At 53.5% G+C, this 22,346-nt stretch carries 16 protein-coding genes, 3 pseudogenes and 1 CRISPR repeat array; of the genes and pseudogenes, 4 read left to right on the top strand and 15 right to left on the bottom strand.

The window, feature by feature from the left end; translation table 11 throughout:
- Positions 1 to 191: 191 nt before the first annotated feature.
- Entirely contained in the window at positions 192 to 626 is a 435-nt protein-coding gene (locus tag GJ1_RS09810; RefSeq protein WP_066231678.1) for a DUF1284 domain-containing protein, read from the bottom strand.
- A 498-nt stretch (positions 627 to 1,124) separates the two neighbouring features.
- Here GJ1_RS09810 and GJ1_RS09805 point away from each other — a divergent pair, with 498 nt between their 5' ends.
- The 3 genes from GJ1_RS09805 (at position 1,125) to GJ1_RS09795 (ending at position 4,258) form a co-directional block, all read left to right on the top strand.
- Positions 1,125 to 1,688, top strand: a complete 564-nt coding sequence (locus tag GJ1_RS09805; RefSeq protein WP_083509983.1) for a hypothetical protein — start codon at positions 1,125 to 1,127, stop codon at positions 1,686 to 1,688.
- 483 nt (positions 1,689 to 2,171) lie between these two features.
- Entirely contained in the window at positions 2,172 to 3,692 is a 1,521-nt protein-coding gene (adh, locus tag GJ1_RS09800; protein ID WP_021322697.1) for an aldehyde dehydrogenase, read from the top strand.
- Positions 3,693 to 3,898: 206 nt separating this feature from the next.
- The gene (locus tag GJ1_RS09795) at positions 3,899 to 4,258 is read left to right on the top strand and encodes a DUF779 domain-containing protein (protein ID WP_011232669.1); all 360 of its coding nucleotides are present in this window, start codon (positions 3,899 to 3,901) and stop codon (positions 4,256 to 4,258) included.
- Positions 4,259 to 4,493: 235 nt separating this feature from the next.
- On the opposite strand, the gene GJ1_RS09785 is transcribed toward GJ1_RS09795, so the two are convergent.
- The 13 genes and pseudogenes from GJ1_RS09785 to GJ1_RS09735 form a co-directional block, all read right to left on the bottom strand.
- A complete protein-coding gene (locus tag GJ1_RS09785; protein WP_066231650.1) occupies positions 4,494 to 6,110 on the bottom strand; it encodes an MDR family MFS transporter in 1,617 nt (538 codons plus the stop codon).
- Positions 6,095 to 7,018 (bottom strand): TetR/AcrR family transcriptional regulator, encoded by a 924-nt coding sequence (locus tag GJ1_RS09780; protein ID WP_066231648.1) that lies wholly within the window; start codon positions 7,016 to 7,018, stop codon positions 6,095 to 6,097. Before GJ1_RS09780 ends, GJ1_RS09785 begins: the two co-directional genes overlap by 16 nt.
- A complete protein-coding gene (locus GJ1_RS18670) occupies positions 7,011 to 7,151 on the bottom strand; it encodes a hypothetical protein (RefSeq protein WP_044732730.1) in 141 nt (46 codons plus the stop codon). The genes GJ1_RS09780 and GJ1_RS18670 overlap by 8 nt, the downstream gene beginning before the upstream one ends.
- 189 nt (positions 7,152 to 7,340) lie before the next feature.
- Positions 7,341 to 8,213, bottom strand: a complete 873-nt coding sequence (locus tag GJ1_RS09775) for an ROK family protein (protein ID WP_066231646.1) — start codon at positions 8,211 to 8,213, stop codon at positions 7,341 to 7,343.
- A gap of 399 nt (positions 8,214 to 8,612) precedes the next feature.
- On the bottom strand, positions 8,613 to 8,753 hold the full coding sequence (locus GJ1_RS18355; RefSeq protein WP_245629373.1) for a hypothetical protein: 141 nt from the start codon (positions 8,751 to 8,753) through the stop codon (positions 8,613 to 8,615).
- Positions 8,754 to 9,223: 470 nt separating this feature from the next.
- Positions 9,224 to 10,834: direct repeats of the CRISPR family, unit length 30 nt; unit sequence GTTTCAATCCCTCATAGGTACGATAAAAAC.
- Between the two features lie 231 nt (positions 10,835 to 11,065).
- A pseudogene (locus GJ1_RS19060) lies at positions 11,066 to 11,167 on the bottom strand (DUF4351 domain-containing protein); the annotation flags it as partial.
- On the bottom strand, positions 11,166 to 11,987 hold the full coding sequence (locus tag GJ1_RS09765; RefSeq protein WP_044732732.1) for a carbohydrate ABC transporter permease: 822 nt from the start codon (positions 11,985 to 11,987) through the stop codon (positions 11,166 to 11,168). The gene GJ1_RS09765 and the pseudogene GJ1_RS19060, both read right to left, overlap by 2 nt.
- Entirely contained in the window at positions 11,987 to 12,958 is a 972-nt protein-coding gene (locus tag GJ1_RS09760; protein WP_066231641.1) for a carbohydrate ABC transporter permease, read from the bottom strand. Before GJ1_RS09760 ends, GJ1_RS09765 begins: the two co-directional genes overlap by 1 nt.
- Positions 12,959 to 13,019: 61 nt before the next feature.
- Positions 13,020 to 14,315: an ABC transporter substrate-binding protein gene (locus GJ1_RS09755; protein ID WP_066231638.1), complete on the bottom strand. Its 1,296-nt coding sequence runs from the start codon at positions 14,313 to 14,315 to the stop codon at positions 13,020 to 13,022.
- Between the two features lie 332 nt (positions 14,316 to 14,647).
- Positions 14,648 to 16,189 carry a response regulator transcription factor gene (locus GJ1_RS09750; protein WP_066231634.1) on the bottom strand — a complete coding sequence of 514 codons (1,542 nt, stop codon included), beginning with the start codon at positions 16,187 to 16,189 and terminating at the stop codon, positions 14,648 to 14,650.
- On the bottom strand, positions 16,186 to 17,637 hold the full coding sequence (locus tag GJ1_RS09745) for a sensor histidine kinase (RefSeq protein ID WP_066231632.1): 1,452 nt from the start codon (positions 17,635 to 17,637) through the stop codon (positions 16,186 to 16,188). Before GJ1_RS09745 ends, GJ1_RS09750 begins: the two co-directional genes overlap by 4 nt.
- A gap of 295 nt (positions 17,638 to 17,932) precedes the next feature.
- Positions 17,933 to 18,946 (bottom strand): sugar-binding protein, encoded by a 1,014-nt coding sequence (locus tag GJ1_RS09740; RefSeq protein ID WP_066231630.1) that lies wholly within the window; start codon positions 18,944 to 18,946, stop codon positions 17,933 to 17,935.
- A gap of 506 nt (positions 18,947 to 19,452) precedes the next feature.
- A pseudogene (locus tag GJ1_RS09735) lies at positions 19,453 to 20,175 on the bottom strand (Rpn family recombination-promoting nuclease/putative transposase); the annotation flags it as partial.
- Here GJ1_RS09735 and GJ1_RS09730 point away from each other — a divergent pair.
- Positions 20,171 to 20,500: pseudogene (locus tag GJ1_RS09730) on the top strand (SIS domain-containing protein); the annotation flags it as partial. The pseudogenes GJ1_RS09735 and GJ1_RS09730 overlap by 5 nt on opposite strands.
- A gap of 250 nt (positions 20,501 to 20,750) precedes the next feature.
- Here GJ1_RS09730 and GJ1_RS09725 read toward each other — a convergent pair.
- Positions 20,751 to 22,112 (bottom strand): FAD-binding oxidoreductase, encoded by a 1,362-nt coding sequence (locus GJ1_RS09725; RefSeq protein WP_066231627.1) that lies wholly within the window; start codon positions 22,110 to 22,112, stop codon positions 20,751 to 20,753.
- Between the last annotated feature and the right edge of the window lie 234 nt (positions 22,113 to 22,346).

The following is a 22,346-nucleotide window of genomic DNA, read 5'->3' as shown; positions in this document are numbered from 1 at the left end:
TTTTAGAAATTTCCGCGAATGGCCGAAACCGCCGCCAGCGCCCGCAATGGCTTCCTTCAAGACAGATGGCGCCATGTTTCGCCAATGAAAAGACGGCGCTGCAACAGGCTTCTCCAACCTTACGGACAGGCGATGTGAAAGGGTGGCTTCTTTCTTCCAAGCCTCTCTTGATTCCGAAAACGTCCGCCCCCTCACGTTTGCGCCACATTGCCGCGGCGGACGTTGGCGATCCCTTCTTTGCAGACGCCGTATGGCAGCCACGAACAGTGGCGGCACAATTCATCCAAATCGTCCGGCTTGACCCGTTCCGCCGTCCGCCGGATCAGTTCAGACTTCCAATATACGGTGCCCGGTTCCAATCCTAAATGGCGAATAACGTTCCCATCAAGCGAGCGGACATGGGCATCGGAATCCGGGCCGGCTTCACACGCCGTTTCCCCATGGTGTGGACAGGCGAGGCACGCCTCGTCGAGCGCCGCGACGACTTCAATCGGAAAATCGTCGTTTTCATCGCGAATGCGAGCCACGATCTCCCACATTTTTTCAACAAACGACGGGCTGTAGCCCATGCCGCGAAATCCATGCACACAAAGCAAATGATGGCCGCGCAAACGCACCGGTTTCATCTTCTCTCCCCTTTCTTTTTTCTCTTCAAGCATATGCCGCCCCGCCTCCATCGTTTCGATCGTCTTTGCCTCCATCATACGTCAACTCCTGTCATTCAGCAATCGAAACATAAACTGCCACATTTTTTCGACCATCGAGAGAGCGAACAACACCGCTTTTAGGCCCATGCACGTCTGTAAAGCGATTGGTTTCACGCCTTGGCTTACCTCCGAAGAGAAAAAAATAGATGACACGCTTTTGGACCAACGCTATGCAAAACGTTCCTGCTTGTATTTATCATCTCTAACCGAGAAGACCCCCACTTCCACGCGATCAGCGCAAGTGAGAACAGCAGAACCGTGGGACGCATGGGGATGGCTTGGTCAACAACCTGCCGTGGGGCAGGTGTTCCCAAGAATCTCTCACCTCTCAGCGTTTGCGTAAGTGGGAGAGCGTTCAAATAGACAGCCGTCATGGTACAATGAAAGGGAACGACTTTGCTAGGAAAGGACTGGCTGATGATGACAAAAGAAGAAGCCGCCCGCTCGCTTTCCATCTTGCTTTATGAGCTGACAAAATCATGGCGGAAAGAAAAAATTCATTCCGACGTGCTTGAAATCATTATGAAGCTGCGCATTCAAGCCGGTGACGACAAACAATACGCTGCCGATCTGCTCAGCAACATCGCCTTTGCAAGCGAATCAGCCCATGCGCTAAAGCAAATTTGGGGCTATATGCTTCGCGAGCAAACGTTTTTGTCGCCAAGCACGATCGAGGCAATGCTCGCTGACGCCCAGCGCGCGATCCACCGCCGGCTGGCGGAGCTTGTCGCCCGCTATGAACGCCCATTTTTGTCCATCGACGACCCGGCTGAGCGGAAACGCCGCCTTGAGCGCTCCTACGGCGCGCTTCTTTTGTTCAACCGGATCGCCACCGATTTTTTGCTCGAGTTCGTCCGCGAAGAAAACGAAGCGGCAGCGAGTGCCTTTTTCGCCGCCGATCCGAACGAGGCGATCGAAGTGTTCCATCATCTTTGCAGCGTCTACGCGAGCCGCTGGATTGAAGGGCTTGAGGTCGACTGATGGCGTGCGCGTGAGCATCGGCAGAGAATTTGAAGTCAACCGGATTGGCGCTGACGCGTGCGGCTCGAAATCAGCCGGTTGGCCATGTGCATGCGAACCGGCTCAGGAACTTGCCCTCGCCCCATTGGCTGTATATGTATGCGGGCGCATGCCGGGGCACGTGAAGCCCGCGGGCAGGACTTGGCGCGAACAATCAGAAAAACTGGCCGCGGCGGTCAAAAACGCGTAAGGGCAGGCGGCCGCGCGTTCCAGCGTTTCGAAGACGCTCATATGGCGGCGTTCAAAGCGTGAAGGCGGCGCGCGCGGGCGCCGGATGGCTTCCCGGCAAAAACACCTTGTTTTTGGACGGTTTCTGCTACAGCAACATTTCCTGTTTGACAATATTGTCTAGCCATGCTAATGTAATCATTGGAAGGAATTTTTCTAATATTCTTTCCATTGTAAGCGGATTCAAAATCAAAATGGGGGAGGAATCGGGGAGAAATGATCTACGCACAACCAGGCCAGCCAGGCGCGCTTGTCACGTTCAAAAAGCGCTACGAAAACTTCATTGGCGGCAAATGGGTGCCGCCGGTTGACGGCGAGTATTTTGAAAACATTACGCCGATCACCGGGCAGCCGTATTGCGAAGTGCCGCGCTCAAAAGCGGCGGACATCGAACTGGCGCTTGACGCCGCCCATGCGGCAAAAGACGCATGGGGACGCACGTCTCCAGCGGAGCGCGCCCGTTTGCTGAACAAAATCGCCGATCGGATGGAAGAAAACTTGGAAATGCTGGCCGTTGCGGAAACATGGGAAAACGGCAAGCCGATCCGCGAAACGTTGGCGGCTGACATCCCGCTTGCCATCGACCATTTCCGCTACTTCGCCAGCTGCATTCGCGCGCAAGAAGGCACGATTTCGGAAATCGATCACGACACGGTCGCCTATCATTTCAAAGAACCGCTCGGCGTCGTCGGGCAAATCATCCCGTGGAACTTCCCGATTTTAATGGCGGCCTGGAAACTCGCTCCAGCGCTCGCGGCCGGCAACTGCGTCGTCTTGAAACCGGCGGAGCAAACGCCGACGTCGATCCTCGTTCTCATCGAACTCATCGAGGATTTGCTTCCACCTGGCGTCGTCAACATCGTCAACGGCTTTGGCTTAGAAGCCGGCAAGCCGCTCGCCTCGAACCCGCGCGTGGCGAAAGTGGCGTTCACCGGTGAAACGACGACCGGACGGCTCATCATGCAGTACGCCTCGCAAAACATCGTGCCGGTCACCTTGGAGCTTGGCGGCAAGTCCCCGAACATTTTCTTCGCTGATGTGATGGACAAAGACGACGAGTTTCTCGATAAAGCGCTCGAAGGCTTTACGATGTTCGCCTTAAACCAAGGCGAAGTGTGCACATGCCCGTCGCGCGCCCTCATCCATGAGTCGATTTACGACGCCTTTATGGAACGGGCGCTTGAGCGCGTCAAGCAAATCAAGCAAGGCAATCCGCTCGATACGGAAACGATGATCGGCGCCCAAGCCTCCTCCGAACAGCTCGAGAAAATTTTGTCATATATTGATATCGGCAAACAAGAAGGCGCTGAGCTCTTGATCGGCGGCGAGCGGAACATGCTTGAAGGGGAACTCGCCGGCGGCTATTACGTCAAGCCGACCGTTTTCAAAGGGCATAACAAAATGCGCATTTTCCAAGAAGAAATTTTCGGCCCAGTGCTCGCGGTCACGACGTTTAAAGATCACGACGAAGCGCTTTCAATCGCCAATGAAACGCTGTACGGCCTTGGCGCCGGCGTCTGGACGCGCGACATCAACACCGCGTACCGCTTCGGCCGCGGCATCCAAGCCGGCCGCGTCTGGACGAACTGCTATCACGTCTATCCGGCCCACGCGGCGTTTGGCGGCTACAAAATGTCCGGCATCGGCCGCGAAACGCACAAAATGATGCTCGACCATTACCAACAAACGAAAAACTTGCTTGTTAGCTACTCTCCGAAAAAACTCGGGTTGTTCTAACATTGGCCCACCCGCTCTTCATACGGGCAAAAGGCAGCGCCGACGCGCTGCCTTTTGCCCACTGTTGCATCCGTCACCGCCAAAACCACGCAAACGCCTTTTGATGATGGAATGGAAAACGACGCAGCAACCGTTCCATTCGACGAATCCAGCAGAGCTGCTCTAGGAGCCTGTCTTTGGCCATGATGCGAAAGGAGGTGCATCCGATGCCTGATGAACCGAAAGTCATCGCCACCGAAGCAGCGTTAGAATTGATTGAAAAATTAAAGGCGAAATACGGTCCGCTCATGTTCCACCAATCCGGCGGCTGCTGCGACGGCAGCTCGCCGATGTGCTACCCGCTCGGCGAGTTGATCGTCGGCGATTCCGATGTTTTGCTTGGCGAAATCGGCGGCTGCCCGTTTTACATCTCTAAGGCGCAATACGAATATTGGAAGCATACGCAGCTCATCATTGACGTCGTCCCCGGGCGCGGCGGCATGTTTTCGCTCGAAGGCCCGGAAGGCGTCCGCTTTCTCACCCGCTCGCGCGTCTTCGGCCAAAGCGCGGATGCGGGCGCAACGTAACCAGCCATTGCGGATCGTCACCGTGAAACCGCCATGCGCCGGGCATCACGTCGATGCGAAACCGCCTGGCGAAATGGGCCGCACGGAGCGAGCCGCCGGCTTCCATTGGCACCTCACCCCCGGATGCCTCATCGCTCCGGGGGAGTTTTGTTCGTCGCCGCCAAAAAGAAAGGCGGCCCGCCGCCTGAGCGAATGAGGCGCGGTCCGCCGTTTTCTTTTCTTCATTCGCATGCCGCTAGGCCTTCTCCTCTGCCTGCTTCAACTGCTTCATCGCCTCGGTCCGATCAGACAAGGTGATCCTTTTCAAACCGAACACCAACAACAAGCCCACCGCGATAAACACGAGCCCGAACAAAAAGACGGATTGCAGCGAGTCGACAAGCGACTGCTTCAGCACCGGCACGAACATGTCGCGCAGCGGCGCTGGAATCTTGGCCATCGCGTCCGGACTGAGCAAGACGGAATACAAGCCTTGCGGGTCGGTATGAATCATATCGGCAAAGCGGTCGACAAGCCCCTTCGCCTGCTCCGGCAGCGCTTCAAGCTTCGGCATAAGCCTTTCATCAAGCAAGGTGCTGGAGCGATGGTTCATGATGGCGCCGAGCACTGTCATGCCGAACGTCCCACCGATCGAGCGGAAAAACTGGCTCGAAGAGGTGACAACGCCAAGCTCTGATTTCGGGAAGCTTTCTTGCAAAGCGAGCGTCAAAATCGGCATGACCAAACCAGTGCCAAGCCCCAGAATAATCATATAGAACGTCGCCATCCATTTTGACGTATCGACATCCATCGTGCTAAGCAAGCCAAACGCCGCGGCCATAATGGCCATGCCAGCGATCAATTGCGTTTTCACCCCGATCCGGTACACCAAGCGGCCGCCAAGGATGCTGCCGATAATCATCGTGATCATCATCGGGGTCATAATCGTCCCGGATTGGGTGGCGCTCACGCCGATGATGCCTTGCATAAAAAACGGCACAAACATAATCGCGCCAAACATGCCCACGCTCATGAAAAAGCCGATCGCATTTAAGAGCGTAAACGCCCGGCTGCGAAACAGCCAAAGCGGGAGGATCGGCTCCTCCGCCCGTTTTTCCGCTAAGACAAACAAGACGAAAAAGACCGCCGCCGCCGCAAACAGCGAGAGGATTTGCCACGACCCCCACGGATATCGGTCGCCGCCAAACGTCAGCCCCAAAAGCAAGCTGACGACGCCCACGGTCAACGTCGCCATGCCGGCAAGGTCAAATTTGACTGGACCCTCGGCTTTATATTTGCTTAATCCCATCGCAATCAACACCGTCGCAACAATTCCCACCGGCAAGTTGATGTAAAACACCCAGCGCCAGTTCAAATGGTCGACGATAAAGCCGCCGATTTGCGGACCGAGCACAGAGGCGAGGCCGTACAAGCCGCCAAACACCCCTTGCCATTTCGCCCGCTCTTTGCCGGTGAACACATCCCCAATGACAATCATCGCCATCGGCATCATAATCCCGCCGCCTAGTCCTTGAATGCCGCGGTAAATGATGAGCTCAGTCATATCGTTCGCCATGCCGCACAGCGCCGATCCGGCCATAAAAATGACAAGCCCGCTCACATACACAAGCCGACGGCCCAATAAGTCGGCGAGCTTGCCAGCGATCGGCACAACAGTCGTTGACGTCAACATATATGCCGTCGTCAGCCACGTCATGACGCCGAGCCCGCCGAGTTCCCCGACAATGCGCGGCATCGCCGTGCCAACGATCGTTCCATCAAGCGCCGCAAACAACATCGCAATGATAAGTCCGGCGATGAGCATCGGGCGATGGCGGATCGTCGACGTTGACACCGTTAACGCTTTGTCCATGTTTCTCTCTCCCATCGATTCAATCGTTGATGATTTTCTATTTCTTCGCTGAGAGCGGTCAAGGCATCCGCCAGCGAAGGCGCCTGCTGATGCCGCAAATACAACAGCAGCGCTTCGACCATATAGGCTCGCGGCGGCTCGTCGCTCCCAAGCAATTCCTTCTCAAGCGCCGCCGCGGCCTCAAGCACATCGTTCGCCCGCTTCGGATCGAGCCCTTTGGCGGCCTCCCGGACGGCCGCAAACGCCGAAGCCAACCGCTCCCGGCGGCGCTCACGCTCGCGCTCTTCGAGTTCCATCCATGGCGCGAGCGCCTCCTCGGTCAACAACGGACGCTCGCCAGCCGCAAAGCTGGCGACAATGGCATCAATGCGGCGCATGAGAAAACGGGCCGCCTCGTCCGCATCAAACGCCTCCTCGCGAAAAAAGAAGTAAAACAAATATTGCCGGATCATGCCGTTCGTCATCATGGCGACATCATACACATACGGCTTCACCGCCTCCCCATACACCTCCGCCAAGCGCGCGCAATACCATAAAAAAAGGCGGCCGTGCTGGCGGAACATGTACCGCTCCACTTCCGGATTGACTTTCGGCAATTGCTCCGACATCATCATGCGCAAAAAGTCTTTGTATTCGCGAATATGGGAGAAATGGGCGGCGAGCTGTCGAGTGAACCGCTCTTTTTCCGTCCCTTCCCCGCCATCCGCCATGAAATCGGCCACCATTTTTTCACTGTAGTAGCGGAGCACCGCCAAGAGCAACTCTTCTTTCGAAGCGAAGTGGTGGTAAAACGCTCCTTTCGAAATGCCCCACGCCTCGACCAAATCTTGAATCGAGGTGGCGTGATATCCTTTTTCCGCAAACAGCTTCATCGCCGTTTCGATAAAGCGAACGCGCCGTTCATCCATGGCAGCGGCTCATCCCTTTCCCGTTCGCCGCTAGCCATTGCGGGTAAGACGCCAACAACGCGCGCGGCTTTACAAAATCGGCCCGCACACCGCGCTGCCGGAGCCATTCGACTAGTCTTCGAACATCGGCCATTGTCCTCGCCTCCATACGTTCTATGACCAAATAGTCAAGATTATTATAAACCACGATTATAAAATTATTCAACTAAAAAACAATATTTTTGACTAAACGGTCATTATTAAACCTATATCTGTCGAACGATTAGTCAAAAAAATAGCTGTCTATGGCTCTGTTGTTAAAAACCATAGACAGCCGTCCCTGCTATTTTCTTGCTTGGGCAGCGAGCGCCAAGGCGCCCGAGATGCCGGCGTTGTCGCCAAGGCCCGGAAGGACGATGTACTCATCAATGGTTTCGAGCACCGCCTCATGTTGAATGTAGCCATTCAGCAATTCCTGCACATGGCGGCGCACAAGCGGCAACACATGCGTCTGCTTCATGACGCCCCCACCGATGATCACCTTTTCCGGCGATAAAATGAGGATGTAGTTGGCGACCGCCTGTGCCAAATAAAACGCCTCAAGCTCCCACACTTCCGACTGGTCGGTCAGCTCCGCCCCCTTTTTCCCCCAGCGCCGCTCAATCGCGGGACCAGACGCCATGCCTTCCAAGCAGTCGCCATGGTACGGGCAAACGCCGGCGAACGCATCATCCGGATGGCGGCGGACCAAAATGTGGCCCATCTCCGGGTGAAGGAGCCCATGCAGCAAGCGGCCTTCGACGACCGCCCCAACGCCGATGCCGGTGCCGACCGTCATGTACAGGCAGCTGTCAAGCCCCCGCGCCGCCCCCCAGCGCTGTTCGCCAAGCGCGGCCGCGTTCACGTCGGTGTCAAAGCCGATTGGCACAGGAAAATGCTGCTTCATCGCGCCGACAAAATCGAAATTTGCCCACGCCTGTTTCGGCGTGCTCGTAATGTACCCGTACGTCGGGCTGTCCGGGCGCAAATCGATCGGGCCGAACGACCCGATCCCGATCGCCTCGATGCGGTGCGGGCGGAAAAAGTCGATGACGTGCGCCATCGTCTCTTCCGGCATCGTGGTGGGAAACACCGCCCGCTCATAGATGTTCCCATGTTCATCGCCGATGGCGCAGACAAATTTCGTCCCCCCCGCTTCAATGGCTCCGAGAATCATATGTGTCCCCTTCCTTCTCTATATTCGATTCCTTTTTTTATTTTAATGTTCTTTGCTTCGAAAAAACCAATGAAAAATGATTACGCTCGCCAATGGTTTTTAGCTGGAAAAGAAAAGGCGGTTTTACGAAGATTTTAACTTGAGAAGAGTCAATTTTGAATCCAGTGACATACTCCCACCACCTACGCTAACGCTTAGATGTGGGAGCTTCTCGGGTAATCCCAACTGATGATGGGAAGTTGACCGAGCGATCCCCGTGTGTCTCACGGTTCAACCATCACCTTTGTCTGCGCCTAACCGAAATTCATCTCCCACTTTCACTTCGTTTAGAAGTGGGAGACTTCTTTCGGAACGATGTTAAAGGAGTGCATCGGAAAAATGGATTCACTTTTTGCTTCATCAATGGCCGATTCTCGTGCCGATAAACCCGTGACAAATGACCACCACCGGCGCATCCCCACGATCAGCCGACACCGCTGGATCATGAATTGAAACCGCCAAACGTTCTTCTCCGCTCTCAATATACTGGAATCGAATCAATGGCTCTCTCCCCTTTCATCCGCCTCTAATTCATAGAAAATAAATATTAATAGTATGTTTTATGTTATCTTACCACGTTTTCGGAGAAAAGAACCCAACAGCCCGACGGCAATGCCAAGCGCCCTCCATCCCATACACACGCAGGTGAGAAGAAAGACGCGTTTTCGCTGAACGGCCATCATTCGCTTTCCCGCTTTGGATGTTGATGCTAAAACATAGCGTCACATCTCTCTTCAGTGAATGGAGCGGCTTATCCGAAAACGCACACAAAAAACATAGCACATTCTTTCAGAAAGAGAAGACGTTCTGAAAAAATGTGCAAAAAAAAAAAAAATGACCGTTTTGTGCTGAAATAAAAGGTGATCATTTACACCTCATAGGTACGATAAAAACTCGTCTCGGACAACTTTAACACATAGGTACGATAAAAACTGGTTATTGAATGACGCTGTGTAGTCTACTCCTTTTGTGTTTCAATCCCTCATAGGTACGATAAAAACGGACTAGGATCGTCAGCGCCGCGTCGACGTACGCTTGGGTTCCAATCCCTCATAGGTACGATAAAAACTATATTGCCAGTTGGTTACAGACCACTCGAAGATCGTTTCAATCCCTCATAGGTACGATAAAAACCTTCGCTTCCGATATATTCCCAATCCAATGCCAAAAAGTTTCAATCCCTCATAGGTACGATAAAAACGTTAGCTGAAGGTCTCGAACCAGAAACGATGACATTGTTTCAATCCCTCATAGGTACGATAAAAACAAAACAGTAGGAGGAGTAGTATACGGCTTTTTAAAAGTTTCAATCCCTCATAGGTACGATAAAAACTTGTTCCGAAACATCGCCTTTGACGGGCTGACAGGTTTCAATCCCTCATAGGTACGATAAAAACTTCGCCTCATTTTTCAATAAGTTTCATACATCAAAGTTTCAATCCCTCATAGGTACGATAAAAACTTGTTCCGAAACATCGCCTTTGACGGGCTGACAGGTTTCAATCCCTCATAGGTACGATAAAAACAAGCTTTGAAATCAAAGGCTTCAAATATCAAGGATGTTTCAATCCCTCATAGGTACGATAAAAACGGCCGCGCCGCTGGATTTTTAGTATTGAAATCGAAGTTTCAATCCCTCATAGGTACGATAAAAACGGGCGTGGATTGGGAATATATCGGAAGCGAAATCGATGTTTCAATCCCTCATAGGTACGATAAAAACTAAGACCAAAAATCGAGAGCGATATCTTTCGCTTTGTGTTTCAATCCCTCATAGGTACGATAAAAACTTTTGCATCTGCTTGTAAATCCGTAACATCTTCAACGTTTCAATCCCTCATAGGTACGATAAAAACCAACAGTGATATAGCACCGGCCGCCGCCATGATCAGTTTCAATCCCTCATAGGTACGATAAAAACTCCCCCCATTTGTGCAAAACGTGACGATTTACCCGCGTTTCAATCCCTCATAGGTACGATAAAAACATGTCGAAGCCCTATTGGCTCCAATCCGAATCAAACACGTTTCAATCCCTCATAGGTACGATAAAAACGACTTCACAAGCAATGAAACGGTAGCAATTGTCCAGGTTTCAATCCCTCATAGGTACGATAAAAACGGAAAGTCATACAAGGAACTTGGTAATTGTTGGAAAGTTTCAATCCCTCATAGGTACGATAAAAACGTCGACATTTTATCGTATTCTTGAGAAGGCATTTTAGTTTCAATCCCTCATAGGTACGATAAAAACGAATCATTTGCCACTATCTCCTTTAATTATCGAAGTTTCAATCCCTCATAGGTACGATAAAAACCCCTTTACAAACAAACACCTGAACTGACACGTTTACGTTTCAATCCCTCATAGGTACGATAAAAACTCTTCCCAAGAAAAGCCGAGAATTTTGCCAAGACCAAGTTTCAATCCCTCATAGGTACGATAAAAACCAATTTTAGCATCTGTAATCGTAGCATCTGCAATTTTGTTTCAATCCCTCATAGGTACGATAAAAACGGGAAAGATACAGCGCCGGACGCCGTGCCGCTTGTGTTTCAATCCCTCATAGGTACGATAAAAACCCCCAAACAATGCGCGCAATATCAAGCTTTCCCTTTAGGGGCATCTTCAGAATACAACGTTTTAAAAATTCTGTCAATACTGTTCGTCCGTGATGTCTGTAAGCTTTAGGCGCATAAAAAGATTGTCGTCGATCCCCTAGGTTTTTTGCACGATTGGGGGTCGACGACAATAGGCAAGGGAAGCTTGGCTTGTCTTACGCGCTGTGGAAATGATTCGTCCAATCCCACTCTTTCCACGCTTCCAACCAACAGACGCTGCCTCGCTTCGGCAAGTTCGAGGCGGACGAGCATGCGCAAAAATTCCTTTTTCACTTCAACCTTCTCGCTTTCATTACCCCTTCACCGAACCGGCAAGCAAGCCGCGGACAAAATATTTGCCGAGGAAGATGTATACGAGCAATGTCGGCAGCGCAGCGAGCAAGGCGCCTGCCATTTGCACGTTCCATTGCACGATTTGGCTGCCGGATAAGTTTTGCAGGGCGACCATGATCGGCTGTTTGTCCGATGTCGTGATCGTCACCGCGAACAAAAACTCGTTCCAAATGTTTGTAAACTGCCAAATGGCGACGACGACAAAGCCGGTGATCGACAGCGGCAGCATAATATAACGAAAAATGCGGACAAACCCAGCGCCGTCGATTTTCGCTGATTCGATCATCTCATCCGGTATCGCGGCGTAAAAATTGCGGAACATGAGCGTCGTAATCGGAATGCCGTAGACGACATGGACGAACACGAGCCCCGGGATCGTGTTGTACAGCCCGATTTCACGCAAAAACTGGATGAGCGGAATAAGAATGCTTTGATACGGGATGAACATGCCGAACAAAATAAGCGTAAAGAGCGTATCCGCTCCTTTAAACTTCCATTTCGACAGCACGTAGCCGTTGAGCGCCCCAAGCAGCGCGGATAACAACGTCGCTGGCACGACGAGCAAAATCGAATTCCAAAAGTTCGGGGCAAGCTTGTCAAACGCCGTCGCGTAGCTGCTCCAGTCAATCGTTGACGGCAGCTTCCACATGTCGGCCAATGTCACTTCATCGAGCGGCTTCAAGCTCGTTGCGATCATGACATACACCGGCAACAGGAAAAACACGCTCATGGCGAGGGCCAATAAATACAAAAACGGCCGCGCCCACACGGATCTCGCCATCACGATCCCCCCTTGCGGCTTGAGATGAGATACGGAACGATAAAGATGGCGACCGACAGCAGCATCACGATCGCGATCGCCGCGCCGTTCGCATAATAGTTGCCGCGGAACGTCGTTTCAAACATGTACACTCCCGGCACATCGGTGACAAAGTTCGCTCCCGGCCCGGTCATGGCGTAAATCAAGTCGAAAATTTTCAGCGAAATATGGGCCATGATGATGATGACGCTCACAGTAATCGGCCGCAACAGCGGCAAAATGATTTTCCAATACAATTGAAACTCGGTCGCTCCGTCCATCCGCGCCGCTTCCCGCACTTCATCCGGAATGGCGCGCAGGCCGGCGAGATACATCGCAACCGCAAATCCCGTCATTTGCCAGACGGCGGCAACCACGACGGCAATGATGGCCACCGGGATGCCGAATTCAATTTTGCCCCAATGAAATCCGCCGAGAATTGTGGTGTCGGTATACCATTTGGAGTCCAAGCCGAGCGGCTTTAAAAACAAGTTGACGCCGGTTGACGGGTTGAACAGCCATTGCCACACGACCCCGGTGACGACAAATGACAAGGCCATCGGGAAGAAGAAAATGTTGCGGAACAGCGACTCGCCGCGCAGCTTTTGATCAAGCAAAATGGCAAGCAACTGTCCGAGCACAATGACAGCGGCGATAAACAACACCGTAAACACAAGCGTATTGCGCAAATCGGCTTGGAAGCGGAAATCATGAAACAAATACAAATAGTTTTTCAACCCGGCAAACGACCAATCCGGCACGAGCGAATTCCAGTTGCTCAAGGACACATACCCTGTCCAAGCGATAAACCCGTAGACAAACAAGAAAATCAGAATGACCGATGGCGCTAAAAACGCTGCTGCCAGCCAATGGTCGGCCGTCCATTTTCGCTTTTTCCGGACGGCTGGAACAGCCGCTGTCTTCTCGGCCGGCGTGATGTTGACCGTTTCCACTAGGATCCCTCCTCATGATGACGAAAAGGGGAAGAGAATGGCTCCCGTCCCCTTTTCCTGATTATTTCTTCAGTTCTGTTGCGGCCGATGCCAACGTGTCGATGAACGTTTTCACATCTTTTTGCGTCACGAAAATGTTGACGGCCTGATTGACCTTCGTGACAAAGCCTTCCGGCGCTGCTGAACCGTGCGCTAAGCTTGGCGCCAGCTCCGCCGTTTTGAAATCTTGCATCGTTTGTTTGCCGTATTCATCGTACTTGGACGGATCGGCGTCGATGCGGGCCGGGATGGAGCCTTTCAGCGGATTGAACGCATCTTGTCCTTCCACCGAACCAAGCACCGCTAAAAATTTCTTCACATCGTCCGGGTTTTTCACGCCTTTCGGCAGGCCGAACGTATCGGTGATGACCATAAACTTGCCTTCCGTATTCGGCACCGGCACATAGCCGAAGTCTTCGTTCACCTTCAATTTCAAATCGTTGACAAAATAGCCTTTCACCCAGTCTCCCATCACGTACATGGCCGCTTTTCCTTCGGCAACGAGCTGGGCGGCGTCTTGCCAGTTGCGAGAGCTATGGTCTTCGTTAATATAGTTGAGCATTTTCTTAAACGTCTCAACGGCTTGTTTCACTTGTGGATCGTTAAACGACAATTCGCCCGTCCAAAGCTTCTTGTAGTTTTCCGTTCCGAGCGTGCCAAGCAGCACGTTTTCAAACAAGTGCGTTGCGGCCCACGGCTCTTTGTCGCCCAAGGCGAGCGGCGTGATGCCTTTCGCTTTCAGTTTGTCCGCCACTTGGAAAAACTCGTCGAACGTTTTCGGCGGCTGTAGTCCGTTGTCAGCAAAGATTTTTTTGTTGTACCACAGCACGTTGCCGCGGTGAATGTTGACGGGCACGGAGTAAATGTTGCCGTCTTTGCTTACCATATCGATGAGCGCTTTCGGGAATTTGTCCATCCAGCCTTCTTTTTCATATAAATCGTTCAGCGGCTCCATTTTGCCGGCGGCCACCCAACCTTCATTGAGTTCTGCTCCGCCGTGCACTTGGAACGTCGATGGCGGATCGTTCCCTTGCATGCGGCTCGCTAAGACCGCCTTGGCGTTCGTCCCCGCCCCGCCAGCGACCGCTGCGTTTTCGACTTCAATATCCGGATATTTTTCTTGGAACAGTTTGATGAGCGCTTTTAAGCCGTCTTCCTCACCGGCTCCGGTCCACCAGCTGAAAATCTCGAGCTTCTCTCCCGCTTTTTGGCTGCCTTGTTTGGCGTTATCGGATGAAGAGTTCGAGCTGCTGCAGCCCGAAAGCGCCATCCCAATTCCAAGCGCAAGCGCGAGCCATGCGGATGCTTTCTTTCTCATGATTCTCCCCCTTTGCTCTTTTTCTGAAACCCCTTTCAATGTTGAGTGTACCATGCGCCGCTCATCAAACTGCGGCTTGATTTCTTCACTTTTTTGCGTTTTTCTTCACTTTTTTGTTTTCCGTTCTCCTGTCGGGCAAACGAAAGGCTCTCTGGTACCAGCTAGCGGCCATTTCGCTTCAATGGCGCGAAAGAAGCCCGTCTCCCCATCAGGGGGCGGGCTTCGTTTCGGGCGCCGGAAGAGGGCGGGGCAACCCGCTTCGTTTGCGGGACTTGCCCGTTCTCCTTTTGACTCGCCATCCACCTTCCTTGTTGGAGACAGCACTCCCCTTGTCAGCGCGCCTGTACTTTTTTCCGGTATTCGCTCGGCGACAGGCCGGTCTGCTTTTTAAAGACGCGGCTGAAATAGTTTGGGTCGTTGTAGCCGACGAGAAAACAAATTTCTTTTAAGCTTTGATCAGTCTCAGCCAGCGCTTCTTTCGCCCGCTCGATGCGCACGTTCGTCACGTAGTCGATAAAGGTGATGCCAAAATGCTCTTTGAACAGTTTGCTGAAGTAGTACGGACTGATGCCCGCTTGTTCAGCCACTTCCTCAAGCGTCAGCGGTTCGGCGTAATGACGGTCAATGTAGTCTTTCGCCTTGCCGAGTTTGCCATACGCTTGCTGCTGGCGCCAAACCTCGAGATCAGCGGCGATGCGGTCCAGTTCATCAAGCGCCGCCCGCTTCAATTCTGCCGCCGACCGGCAGGAAGCAAAGGAAGCGAGCCGCTCGTAACGAATGCCCAGCTCTGATAGAAGACGCCCGAGCCACACAAAGGTCTCTTCCGCTTTGCGACCAGCGGCCGGCAGTGAATGAGAAGAGGCCAGTTCCTCTATATACGTCAGACAGATCAGCCGGGCCTGCTCGATGTCGCCAAGGCGCAGCGCTTCAAACAGCTGTTTATCCCGTTCCGCTTCCCCGCCGGCGCGCGTCGCTTCCGCCGGCAGAAACCCCACTTGTGCTTTTTGCCGTTCGGCGTAATAATGTGCAGCCGACAGCGCCTCATAGTACGAGGAACGAAGTTGGTCAAGGCGCGAAAACGGGGAGCCGAGCCCGATATACAGCGCAGCGCCGTACCGGGCCGAAAACTGCCGCGCCAAATCGAGCGCCAATGCCTGGATGACGGGCTTCCAGGCCGGATCGCCATCGTTTGGGCTGCGGAAAAACAAGACCGGCAGGCGCCGGTTCGCCATCCGCCCGATCAGATAGCGCGTTGGCGCCTGCCCGCTGAGCTGCTTGTCCAGCCATGATTTCCATTCGTCAGCCACCCCTGCATCCGGGAACTGAATGACGAGGAACATCCCCGACGCAATCGAAAACGGCAGCAGCTCCTTCCACCGCTCCCACTCATCAGCCGATACGTCTTCTGTCATGAGGACGGACAGCCATTCGCTTTCCACAAGCGTCTGCAACCGGCGAATCTGCTCCTGCAGCTGGCGGCTGCTCTCCTCGTGTTGCCGCTTGGCCGCCACTTCTTGGCTGACCCGTTCCAAAGCCGAAATGACCTCCTCCTTCCGGCTCGGTTTCAATAAATATTCCTTGACGCCAAACCGCATCGCTTGTTTCGCATAGTCGAACAAATCAAACGCCGACACAATAATGAACTCCAGATCGAGGCCGTCTTGGCGAATCGCTTCGATCGCTTGCAGCCCGTCAAGGCCGGGCATTTTGATGTCAATGAGCATCACATCCGGACAATATTGCTTGGCAATGTCAATGGCCTCGCGCCCGTTGGCGCCCTCGGCGACCACCTCGATGTCCGGAAGGTGGTCGTTGATCATTTTGCGCAACGCTTTGCGCTCCAACGCCTCATCATCGACGATCGCCACTTTCACCGTTCATCCCCCCCTTGCCATCTTGGCAGCCATAACCGCACCGTCGTTCCTTTTCCTGGTGCAGACTCGATTTCGGCCACATCCATCACTCCGTAAAACAGCTGCAGCCGGCGAATGACATTGCGCAAGCCGATGCCGGTCGAATGGCCGCGCCCTTGTTCGCGGCGCGCCGGCGGTTCTTCGCCGCGGATCAACGCGTCAAGCTCCGCTTTCACCTGCTCATCCATGCCCACGCCATTGTCGCGCACTTCCACAACGACCCGCTCGTTTTCGACGAAAACGGACACGGCCAGCTCGGCTCCCTGCTCGTACGTCTCAATGCCATGGATGAACGCATTTTCAATCAGCGGCTGCAACGTGAGCGGCGGAAGCGGTTGATCGAGGCAAGATGGTTCCGCCTCTAACGAAAACTTGATCCGATCAAAAAACCGCGTCTGCTGGATGAAGAAATATTCACGGGCGATGCGCACCTCATCGGCAAGCGTCACCGTCCGCTGCAAATCGCCCAAGTTGTAGCGCAAAATGGCCGCCACCGCTTCAATCAGCCGCGACGTTTGCTGGGCGTCCTCCAAGTACGCCATCTTCGCGACCGTGTTCAGCGTATTGAACAAAAAATGCGGATTGATTTGGCTTTGCAAGCTTTTCAGCTCAAACTCTTTGACGAGCCGGTCAAGTTCGGCTTTTTGCTTCATTTCTGCAATCAATTGCTTTAAATTGCGGCGCATGTCATTAAACGTAATCGTCAACAGCCGCAGCTCATCGTTGGTCATCGGCTCAATGTCCGGCCCGTCCAGCCGCCCGTCAGCGATGGATCGGGCAGCGCGCGAGAGAAGAATGATCGGCTTCGTCAAGTGGCCGGAAAAGAACGCCGCCAGCAAGACGCCAAGCAGCAAGGTTGTGACAAACAATCCCATTCCCATATAGCGGAAATAGCGGTTGCGCCGCTCCACTTCATCGTACCGCCGTTGGTAGGCCGTCAGCTCATCGTCAATCAAGTTTAACGTTTCCTCTTGCAAAAAGGACGCAATGTTCATCGTTTCATGCAAGTGGGACGAGTACAAGCCAATATTTCCAGCTTGAAAATGATAGACCGTCAGCGCCGCCTCCTCCAGCAAACTTTCAATCATATGCTCATAGTTTTCCGCCGCCAGCCGGTCGGACAGCACTGGCAAGATGGCGCCGAGCTGCCGGCGGTGCTGTTGCAGCCAGCGGTATTCTTGCTCATACGCGCGCGCATATCGCCCCTCTTTTTCGGACACATACGCGTTCAACTGCTCGGTCAACCGATTCGTCCTTTGCGAAATTTCATTCAGCAGCAACAATCGGCGCATCCGTTGATCATAATCGCTCATCATCTCTTCGCTCGTCTGGTATAAAAGAAACACCGCTCCGTTGAGCAAAAGCAAAAAAACGGTAAAACAAAGCAGCATCTTCGTCCGAATGTTCATCTTCATTCCACCCCGCTGTCACCGGCGCTTTGTCGCCTGCGTCGCTCTAAAAGTCAGGTGATTTAATCGGAAACCCGGTTAAACAGGGGAATTTCTGAAACGGAGAAACCTTTATGAAACCGGTCTTTGATGTTCAAGGGAATCATTGTTTTTCACCGGCCTTCTAACGCTTCAAGCCGAACGTGTCCGAACGCCAAGGACAGCCATCTCTCATGGTATGTCCCCATCGCTTTGGCGGCACGTCCACCCTTCTTCGCTTTCAGCCCCTGTCCTACGGGGGACACGGCAGCCGCCTTTATGGCGTCTTGACCTCATAATTGCGCGCCGGGCGCAGCGGCAAGTCTTTTTTCCGAATGACTTTCGTCTCCGTATTCGTCACCGCCGGCACGTCTCTCCCGGCAACGATCTCGGCCATCATGTTCACGGCTCGATATCCCATCTCATACGGCTCCTGCACGACCGTCGCCGCGATCGTCCCCTTTTGCAAGTACCGGATCGTCTCCGGCAGCGTATCAAACCCGATAATATACGTTTGACGCTCCCGGTGGAACTGCTCGACCACCTTGGCGATGCCGATCGCATCAAGCGCGCTCGTGCCGTAAAACGCATTTACATCCGGGTGTTTTTTCAAAATCGTATACGCCTTTTCCGCGGCTTGCACACGCGTAATGTGCGACTCTTCAATGGCGACGATGCGGATGCCTTTTTCCTGTCTCACCGCATCTTCAAATCCGCGCACTCGCAACTGTTGGTGCGCCGCCGTCAAACTGCCGGTAATAATCGCGACCGTCGCCTTGCCCTTCGTATCCTCGGCTAGCGCCCGTCCCGCGAGAAAACCGGCATAATAATTATCCGTTCCCACATAGGCGACACGTCGGCTCGTCGGGGCATCGGTATCGATCGTCACCACGGGAATATTCTTGTCCGCGATTTCGTTAATCACCGGGACAAATTCCGCTTCCGTCAACCCTTGTGTGATGATCCCATCTACTTTCGCTGCCGCCGCTTTTTTTAAAATGCGCAAATGTTCATCAATATTCGCCTGCCGCGGCCCGATATACTCGAGGTCAATCCCTAGCTCTTTCGCCGCCGCTTTCGCTCCTTTTTCCACGAGCCGCCAGTAATCATTATCGAGTTCCTCCGGCACAAGCACGAAATGGTATGCCTCTTTTGCTTTTGCCGGAACCCGCTCCTTCTCTGACTCCGGATACGCATACACGTTCCAAGCGCAATAGGCGGTGAAGGAAGCGCTTGCAAGCAGCGCGGCGATGCCGCCGCCGTAAAACAGCCGTTTCCACCAATCGCGCATCTTGATCCCTCCTACCGCCATTGTACATGAATGTCGGGGCGCTAGCCTAGACAAAAGAAAATGGATGCCGTTTCTCTCCCTCCTTCCCGCCTGAAGCGCCGCACATCGTTCTCCTCTGCTTCTCGATGGCAGCAAAAGCTGTATAGATGCAACGAAGAAGTTTAACATATCCTTGACGGAAAAGCGGTTTGTCCATTTTCGACTGTCGAAGGCAAGCCACAGGCTTGCCCCGTCGCGCCAAAGCGTGACGGAAGACCGAACGACCACCTGCTTCACAGGCCCATATATGGGTCTGGAAGCGGCGTTGTTCGGTCGCCCGACAGTCGATAAAAGCTGCAAATGGTAAAACTTCAAATTGCATCTATATGAAATACAAATAGGGATCAGTCCGGCCGGCATCATCCGGCATGCGGCGATGGCCATACCCATCATCAAGCGCAGAGCGAGCAAAAAAACGCCGTTCCGAAACAGGCTCGCTACATCGGAACGGCGTCTCCTCCATCTTTTTACTCTTTCAGCTTTTCCACCGCCTCGGCTGGCAGCCCAGTTAGTTCACAGATCGTTGGCACATCATATCCTTTCGCCAACATCCGCTTAGCCACGTCCTTTTTCCCTTTTTCCATTCCCCGCCGCTCGTATGAGATCAGGAGATCGTTCACTTTTTTCGCTTCCTTCGCCTCCATTTCGTTCACCTCGTTTCGCAATTGGATTTCCTCTTGTTCGGACAGCGTCAAATACGTCTCGAAAAACCGAAACAACAGCCGCTGCCTCGCCTCGTCAAGCTCCAGGCGGACGAGCAGGCGCAAAAATTCTTTTTTCACTTCGACCTTTTCGCTTTCATTATACCCCATTTTGCTTAACAAGGCGGCGGCAACCGGGTTGTCGTGGCGAATGTACTCGCGCCATGGCAGTTTGCGAAGTTCAACAGTAAGAAAGCGGAAATCGACAACGGTTAGGAACGGAAACTTGATAGTGAACGAGGACGGTTCATCGCGGTGTTCATCATAGCTGAAGATGGCAATGGGAAGAATGCGGCGGCGGTATTTTTGAAACAAACGGCTGACATAAATGAACATGCGCTCGGGAAACGTCTGCTGCGTGTAGCTTTGGTGTTCGATATGGACGATGATCACCCCGTCTTCCCCCTTCAACTTCGTTTCGACCAATAGATCCACGCGGTGTTTTTCGCCGATTGCTACATCCGTAAACACCTCTTCTGACAAAAAGGACCCGTTTTTCCCAATTTACGGCCATTATTTCCACAACTGTGCCGTCATCGCCTTATCGGTGTCTGGAGAAACATCTTACACGCTCGCCCAAGTGCACCGATTCAAGGAAAACGGCAGCACGATCATCAGCATCACGAACCGGAAGCAGTGCACGCTCGCGAACATCTCGGACTACAACTTGACGTATTATGCGACAGCCGAGCGAATCGGACAGACCGATGTAACGACCCAGCTTCCGGTCGTCTATTTGCTTGAGCGGTTAGCGAAAGAAATGTATCGGCTGCTGGGGCGGACGGAAGACGGAAACGATCGGAAAGGACGGTAGCCCAACCGTTTGAGCCCAGCTCCGCTGATCGCGGCAACACCATCACCTTGCTGTTGCCCCATCTACTATTACTAAACCGCGCCTGATGGCAAAAGTAAAGGAGATGGCGTCCTGTTGTAACAAAAGGAAAACGAAAAACAATTGTTTCTATGTTGTAACACTGTGTTACACGGATTTCTCCTTGGCACCGCCCGCCGATCAACAGAAAAATCCCCGCCAACAGGCAGGGATGCAGAGCGATCCGCTATGATCAAAAAATTTTCCCCGGATTGAGAATGCCGTTCGGGTCAAACAGCTGTTTCAACCGTTTCATCCAAACGACGGCGTCTCCTTTTTCTTCGCGCAAAAACGCCCGCTTGCCGATGCCGATGCCGTGCTCTCCCGTGCACGTGCCGCCGCGCGATAAGGCATAGCGGACGATATGGGTATGCACCTGTTCGATCCGCGCCATCTCCTCCGCATCGTTCGGGTCAAAGGCAAGCACCGTATGGTAGTTGCCGTCGCCGACATGGCCGAAAATGGCGGCAATCATATTCTGCTCGTCAACGAGCCGGCGCGTATCGGCGATCGCCCCTGGCAGTTCTGACAGGGGGACGCACACATCGGTCGACAGCATCGCCTTGCCTGGATACGCCGCTTGAATGGCGAACGCCGCATGATGGCGCGCTTCCCATAGCTTCGCGCGGGCGAGCGAGTCGGTTTCAACCGTGAATGAAACAGCACCCTCCGCTTCACACAATTCGTTGACAAGCTCTGTTCCGTCCTCGACGCTTGATGGGCTGCCGCTCAGTTCAATAAACAACGTCGGCTTCACCGGATAATCGGTTTTTTTGTACGCATTGACCGCTGCGATCGTCGCTTCGTCAACGAGCTCGATTTTCCCTGGGCCGACGCCGGCCTTCAACACCGCAAACGCTGCTTGCGCCGCCGCCTCAAGCGATGGAAAGCACACTTTGATAGCGTTCGTCGCTTCCGGAATGCCGTGCAGGCGGACGATGAGGCGGGTGAACACGCCAAGCGTCCCTTCCGATCCGACGAACAAGCCGGTCAAGTCATATCCGGCCGACGATTTCACCGCCAAGCTGCCCGTCTGCATGACTGAACCGTCAGCGAGCACCACCTCTAATCCGAGCACTTGATCGCGCATGACGCCGTATTTCACGCAGTTCGTGCCGCTCGCATTCGTCGCCGCCATGCCGCCGATCGTCGCGTCCGCCCCCGGATCGACCGGAAAAAACAACCCATATCGCTTCAGCGCCTCATTCAGTTGCAACCGCGTCACTCCCGGCTCGACGATGGCGAGAAAATCGTCCGGGCGAATATCGATGATACGGTTCATGAGCGTCAAATCCAAGCTGATGCCGCCCGCAACCGGAATGACATGCCCTTCCAAGCTCGTGCCGGCGCCAAACGGCGTAACGGGAATGCGGTGTTCGTTGGCAAACGCCATCACCCGGCTCACTTCCTCTGCTGTCTTCGGAAAGACGACGACATCAGGCGCATGCGGCGCATGGTAGGCGATGCCTTTGCTATGGTGTTCAAGCACCGTTTCGTTGACGCTCACCCGCTCGCGGTCGCCGATCAACGCAAGCAATGATTCATATAGATTCATCGTTCTCCCCCTCACCCGATCGGATCAAGCGGCGCGATCCGCCCATGCGCCGCCCGGTCTTGCAGTTACGTTCGTACAAACGCACCCTTTTTTCCCTAACCAACGTTTTCTCTTTACGCCGCAATGTCTGTTTTCATTCTCCGCCTTCCAGCAAGAGATGGCGATGGCGTGGAACAGCCGCAAACGCTGTGTCGCCACTCGATCCGCCCAGCCTCTCCTGTTTTCTTCAAACGA

The organism is Geobacillus jurassicus NBRC 107829, from assembly GCF_001544315.1.
GTDB lineage: Bacteria > Bacillota > Bacilli > Bacillales > Anoxybacillaceae > Geobacillus > Geobacillus jurassicus.
This window is presented reverse-complemented; position numbering and strand designations above follow the sequence as displayed.

Excerpts from the sequence above, each read along its gene's own strand:
- GJ1_RS09780 (WP_066231648.1), bottom strand. The coding sequence starts at position 7,018 with ATGGATGAACGGCGCGTTCGCTTTATCGAAACGGCGATGAAGCTGTTT.
- GJ1_RS09755 (WP_066231638.1), bottom strand. The coding sequence starts at position 14,315 with ATGAGAAAGAAAGCATCCGCATGGCTCGCGCTTGCGCTTGGAATTGGG.
- GJ1_RS09765 (WP_044732732.1), bottom strand. The coding sequence starts at position 11,987 with ATGGCGAGATCCGTGTGGGCGCGGCCGTTTTTGTATTTATTGGCCCTC.
- adh (WP_021322697.1), top strand. The coding sequence starts at position 2,172 with ATGATCTACGCACAACCAGGCCAGCCAGGCGCGCTTGTCACGTTCAAA.
- GJ1_RS09725 (WP_066231627.1), bottom strand. The coding sequence starts at position 22,112 with ATGAATCTATATGAATCATTGCTTGCGTTGATCGGCGACCGCGAGCGG.
- GJ1_RS09785 (WP_066231650.1), bottom strand. The coding sequence starts at position 6,110 with ATGGACAAAGCGTTAACGGTGTCAACGTCGACGATCCGCCATCGCCCG.
- GJ1_RS18670 (WP_044732730.1), bottom strand. The coding sequence starts at position 7,151 with ATGGCCGATGTTCGAAGACTAGTCGAATGGCTCCGGCAGCGCGGTGTG.
- GJ1_RS09745 (WP_066231632.1), bottom strand. The coding sequence starts at position 17,637 with ATGAACATTCGGACGAAGATGCTGCTTTGTTTTACCGTTTTTTTGCTT.
- GJ1_RS09810 (WP_066231678.1), bottom strand. The coding sequence starts at position 626 with ATGAAACCGGTGCGTTTGCGCGGCCATCATTTGCTTTGTGTGCATGGA.
- GJ1_RS09740 (WP_066231630.1), bottom strand. The coding sequence starts at position 18,946 with ATGCGCGATTGGTGGAAACGGCTGTTTTACGGCGGCGGCATCGCCGCG.
- GJ1_RS09795 (WP_011232669.1), top strand. The coding sequence starts at position 3,899 with ATGCCTGATGAACCGAAAGTCATCGCCACCGAAGCAGCGTTAGAATTG.
- GJ1_RS09775 (WP_066231646.1), bottom strand. The coding sequence starts at position 8,213 with ATGATTCTCGGAGCCATTGAAGCGGGGGGGACGAAATTTGTCTGCGCC.
- GJ1_RS09805 (WP_083509983.1), top strand. The coding sequence starts at position 1,125 with ATGATGACAAAAGAAGAAGCCGCCCGCTCGCTTTCCATCTTGCTTTAT.